Annotated in this window: 1 protein-coding gene; it reads right to left on the bottom strand. The window is 41.3% G+C overall.

Annotated features, from left to right (window positions below; all coding sequences use genetic code 11):
- On the bottom strand, nt 1-345 hold a 345-nt coding region (gene tnpA / locus QTN94_RS20465), incomplete at its 3' end, for an IS200/IS605 family transposase (RefSeq protein WP_331428693.1).
- Nucleotides 346-441 lie beyond the last annotated feature (96 nt).

Raw genomic sequence — 441 nt, 5'->3', positions numbered from 1 at the left:
TACCGAATCAACGAAGTAGCCTCTTTGCCAAAATTTGTTGCCCCATAATTTCTTCTTTCTTAAGTACGGAAATTTGTTAAATAGGCGAATTGCGGTTCGTCCTTTTACAAAGCCCATATATGTCGAAACACTTAGACTAGGTGGCAATCTCACGACCAGATGTACGTGGTCTACTTGAACATTCAGCTCTACAACCTTACAGTTCTTCATATTACTGTAGATATAGATGCTCCGGTAAAGCTCCTTACCCAAATTACCTTTCAAGATTTTCAGGCGGTACTTTGGCGTCCATACTATGTGGTACTGACACCTGTAATATAGTGAGGCGGATTCATATCTGCTCATGTTCTTTATTTCCTTCATTTGCTGGTTACAAACGAGGACATCTTGAACATGAGCGTTCTTCGGGCATAGCCCAAAGGAACGATCACCACCTTCTAA

The sequence above is a fragment of the Vibrio sp. M250220 genome, from assembly GCF_036533795.1.
In the GTDB taxonomy this organism is placed as follows: domain Bacteria; phylum Pseudomonadota; class Gammaproteobacteria; order Enterobacterales; family Vibrionaceae; genus Vibrio.
Note: the sequence above shows the minus strand (reverse complement) of the source record. Positions and strands in the feature narration are given on the sequence as shown.